Annotated in this window: 2 protein-coding genes and 1 pseudogene; 1 reads left to right on the plus strand and 2 read right to left on the minus strand. The window is 60.2% G+C overall.

What is annotated here, in order from left to right:
- Positions 1-153: 153 nt before the first annotated feature.
- A complete protein-coding gene (locus AOK23_RS46280) occupies positions 154-1,071 on the minus strand; it encodes a CAP domain-containing protein (RefSeq protein ID WP_157878316.1) in 918 nt (305 codons plus the stop codon).
- A 495-nt stretch (positions 1,072-1,566) separates the two neighbouring features.
- Here AOK23_RS46280 and AOK23_RS46285 point away from each other — a divergent pair, with 495 nt between their 5' ends.
- Positions 1,567-2,673: an FG-GAP-like repeat-containing protein gene (locus AOK23_RS46285; protein ID WP_079050009.1), complete on the plus strand. Its 1,107-nt coding sequence runs from the start codon at positions 1,567-1,569 to the stop codon at positions 2,671-2,673.
- Here the strand turns inward: AOK23_RS46285 and AOK23_RS41455 are convergent.
- Positions 2,634-3,184: pseudogene (locus AOK23_RS41455) on the minus strand (transposase); the annotation flags it as partial. The gene AOK23_RS46285 and the pseudogene AOK23_RS41455 sit on opposite strands and share 40 nt — an antisense overlap.
- Positions 3,185-3,351 lie beyond the last annotated feature (167 nt).

Below are 3,351 nucleotides of genomic sequence, written 5' to 3' on the forward strand. Positions count from 1 at the left end.
CTTTGAGTTTCTGATCAATAGACGGCTGCCTCGCCGAGACCGGCCTGGCCATCAGACCCGCCTGACCAACAGCACGACATCACGAGTTCAACCTCAGTAGCTGATCACCTACCGGACAGCCCACTTCGTGGAAGATCGAGGCTAAGGAACCGGTCAGGGGTGGAAGACCTGCGTGTAGTAGTAGGCAGTCCAGCCTCCTGAGTCCTGACCGAAGGTGATGCCCACGCCGCTCGTGCTGTGATTACAGTTGAGCATATTCGCCTTATGGCCGGAGCTGCTCCACCATGCATCGAAAGCTGTCTGCGGGGTGGGCGGGAGAGCGGTACCTTGAATCCTTCCGCGGAAGACGTTCTCGGTGCCCGGGGAACCCACAGCCCTAGCGATCCGGCCATTCGGCCCCTCAGCCAAACTGCCGTCAGACCCGTAATGCCCCGGATAGCCTGCCGGTGTCTTCTTGTCCCAAAGGCCGGGATGGGCAGCCAGGTCTTCGCTATGGGCGCGCGCTACACCCGCGAGCCGCGGATCGATCCTCAAACCAAAACATCCCCCATGCAGGATTCGCGCATCTTTGACCAGCGACCATGTCTGACGTTCCTGAGTGTCCATCGAATCCGCGGGATCTTCCTCGACATGCTCCAAGACGTAGTTCCAGCCTGCCGCCTCATGCCCACCGCCGTCAGCTGGACAGCGCCCCTTCTCCGGGTAGTAATCATAGAAGAGCGCGCGACACTTACCGCAGTATCGCCAGTTACCTTGATTCCTCGGAGTGGGCGTCCAGGGACCGTGGTAAAGACCGTAGTACCAGCCTGCCGCCTCATGCCCACCGCCGTCAGCTGGACAGCGCCCCTTCTCCGGGTAGTAATTATAGAAGAGCGCGCGGCACTTACCGCAGTGACGCCATGACCCTTGAAATACCGCACTTTCTACGACTCCGACCTCGTTACCGGCCATACCGTAATTGTAGCCGAGCCCTTTATGGACGCCGCCCGCCGCACACGCACCTTTTTGCATAAAACCATCAAAGGCTATCACTCGACACTTTACGCAGAAACGCCAATCGTACTGGTTCATGATTGAGTCGGCTTTCGATAACACAGCTTGAGTGGCTCTTATGCCCGGAGCGACTGGGTGCGACCATCCACGGTAAACCGCCCAAGGCGAAAGGCGCATTATCATGGAATGGGAACTGCAGGTACCACCGGACTCGGGGCCTTCAGTATAAAGTCCCTCAAAGAGGAACGCATGCGCAGGAGAATTGCCAGCAAGGCGCACCACAGAACGGCAGGGTCACGCCTCACACAGCCAGCGCGGCCCGTACCGGAAGTGACTCTGACCAGCATGGGGGATGTCGAGCCGCAAGGCCTTGCGCTACCCGCAGGCTTTTAGTGTGGCATTGCGACTTCCTGAGAGGTGTGCTAACTCGCCATCGTGGCCCCAGATGCGAGCTCGGCGATCCGCTTATACGATTGCATTGTCTGTGTATGCGTCGGATCCGAAAGCTTCCATCCTGTGAAGCCTCGGTATTGATGGACGCATTCGCTTCAGTCAACAGACTTGTAGGGCGAAATGATCATCTGGCACCACAGCGACACTCACGACACACAGATCTGGCACATGTATGGCCACCACATCGCTAGTCGGCCGACTGTCGTTTTGCAAGGAAGTTCCACTCCCTTCCGAGTGGGACCGCCCTGGCGCATCGTAGGCGCCGGCGATGTCACGGGGGATGGCCGAGCAGACATCATCTGGCACCACGATGACACTCACGACACACAGATCTGGCAGATGAACGGGAATGTTGTTACCAACCGCCCGACTGTCGTTCTGCAAGGAAGTTCCACTCCCTTCCGAGTGGGACCGCCCTGGCGCATCGTAGGCGCCGGCGATGTCACGGGGGATGGCCGAGCAGACATCATCTGGCACCACGATGACACTCACGACACACAGATCTGGCAGATGAACGGGAATGTTGTTACCAACCGCCCGACTGTCGTTCTGCAAGATAGCTCTACACCATTCCGTATTGGCCCACCCTGGCGAATTGCGGCAGTCGCATCAGGCGAGCGTGTTCCGCGTTGCCAATCGGCAGAATTGCCATACTCCGCATACGTCGACAAGGTTCCTCTTGCGGTCGGTACCGATGTATCCAATGCCGAACATGCGCTGCTCTATCTTGTGAATGAGGAGCGCCTTATTCGCGGCCTTAACCCACTCTGCTACAACGGCACGCTCTCCGCTGCGGCGCGGGCTCACTCCGAAAATTGGGCTGGCGATCCCGATCGGGCTGCAACAGGTGCTTGCCCGCTCAATTCAGTGTGGAACCAGAACGGAAAAGGATGCGCTCACTGGGACTCCCGGCCGGGTCTCGCTTGGCCCGAAGACCGCCTGAACGACTCGGGCTATGCACATTCTTTGATGGCTGAGAATACCCAATATGGGGCTGGCTCAAGCGATGGCACCCAGGTCGTTCCAGTCGGCTGGACTTACGGCACGCCTAAGTCGGCGGTCTATTGGTGGATGAATCACGATCCGCAAAACAACTACTCCGGCAACGGGCATCGCGCCGCGATTTTGAACCGCGACTTCGTCGATGCCGGTCTCGGTGTTGGTATCTACGTCGATGGGTTCGGCAATCACGGCGCTACCTTCACCTTGATGTTCGGAAAGCCTTGAAGGCATGCCGGTTGACCAGCGTCGTTTCTCGGCCATCCGGCCACGGTGAGGTTGCGCAGGCGGGCGATGCCGAGCAACGCGTGGTGCACGCCGTCGCCTTTGAGGCGGCGTTCACGCAGGATCTTCCAGGTCTTCATACGGGCGAAGGTGTGCTCGACACGGGCGCGAACCTTGCGGTGGGAAGCGTTGTGCTCCTCCTTCCAGGCCAGGAGTTCAGCCTGCGGCCGGGCTCGCGGCGATGCTGGATGACCAGGCCGATGCCCCAGTAGCCGCCGTCCGCGATCACTGTGGTCCTGCCGACGGCGTCTTTCGCACCGGACAGTTCCCACGCCTTGCAGTCGTTGCGGTTGCCGGGCACCGGTCGGCCCACCGTGGCGACGAGCCGGGCGTCCGCGTCGATGACGACCTGGCGGTTGGTGGAGTACTGATAGTTCTTTGACTGCTCGGCGACGGCGTGGTCATGTGTGGGCAACAGGGTGCCGTCTACGATCAGCACGGTGTCCCTGCGGAACCAAAGTTTGCGCGAGCTCGACGTCAAGCCGCAGGAGCCGCAAGGCTGAGCCCTGCCCCGTGCCGCCGCTCAAACCGCCAGGCAACGCATCCAAGAGTCCGCCGGCACAGACGGTGAACGGCAGTTACGGGACAGCCCTTACGACCTCGTGCACGGTTGGCCGTGGC

The sequence above is a fragment of the Streptomyces torulosus genome (assembly GCF_001419765.1).
Taxonomy (GTDB): Bacteria; Actinomycetota; Actinomycetes; order Streptomycetales; family Streptomycetaceae; genus Streptomyces; species Streptomyces torulosus.